Source organism: Paenibacillus sp. 22594 (genome assembly GCF_052044425.1).
Classification (GTDB): Bacteria; Bacillota; Bacilli; order Paenibacillales; family Paenibacillaceae; genus Paenibacillus_AQ.
The window spans coordinates 1-916 of the sequence record NZ_JBQENA010000040.1 but is presented as its reverse complement, the minus strand read 5'-3'; the positions used below and the strand labels follow the sequence as shown (position 1 = coordinate 916).

Genomic DNA, 916 nt, shown 5'->3' with positions numbered 1-916 from the left:
GCGGAACGCTGGTGAAGACGGGCTATACGTTCGCAGGCTGGAACACGAAGGCGGACGGAAGCGGCACCGACTACGCGGCGAATGCCACCTTCAGCATGGGCACGGCGAATGCCATGCTCTATGCGAAGTGGACGGCCAATCCGACCTTCACCGTAGCGTATAACGGAAACGGCAATACCGGCGGTACGGTTCCGGCCGACAGCAACAGCTATCCGCAGGGGAACACAGTGACGGTGCTGGGGAACACCGGAACGCTGGTGAAGACGGGCTATACGTTCGCAGGCTGGAACACCGCCGCTAACGGTAGCGGCACCGACTACGCAGCGAATGCCACCTTCAGTATGGGATCGTCGAATGCCACCCTCTATGCGAAGTGGACAGCCAATCCGACCTACACCGTAGCGTATAACGGAAACGGCAACACCGGCGGTACGGTTCCGACCGACAGCAACAGCTATCAGCAGGGGCACACGGTGACGGTGCTGGGGAACAGCGGAACGCTGGTGAAGACGGGCTATACGTTCGCAGGCTGGAACACCGCCGCTAACGGTAGCGGCACCGACTATGCAGCGAATGCCACCTTCAGCATGGGCACGGCGAATGCCACTCTCTATGCGAAGTGGACGGCCAATCCGACCTACACCGTAACGTATCACGGAAACGGCAGCACCAGCGGTACGGTTCCGACCGACAGCAACAGCTATCCGCAGGGTGATGTGGTGACAGTACTAGGGAACACCGGAACACTTGTGAAGTCGGGTTATACGTTCGCAGGCTGGAACACCGCCGCTAACGGAAGCGGTACCGACCACGCAGCGAATGCCACCTTCAGCATGGGCTCGGCGAATGCCACCCTCTATGCGAAGTGGACAGCCAATCCGACCTTCACCGTAACGTATAACGGAAACGGCAACAC

At 59.8% G+C, this 916-nt stretch carries 1 protein-coding gene; it reads left to right on the top strand.

Annotated features, from left to right (window positions below; genetic code table 11):
- Positions 1–916, top strand: a 916-nt coding sequence (locus tag ACTJKB_RS30860; protein WP_440838040.1) for an InlB B-repeat-containing protein, incomplete at both ends; no start/stop codon positions are given.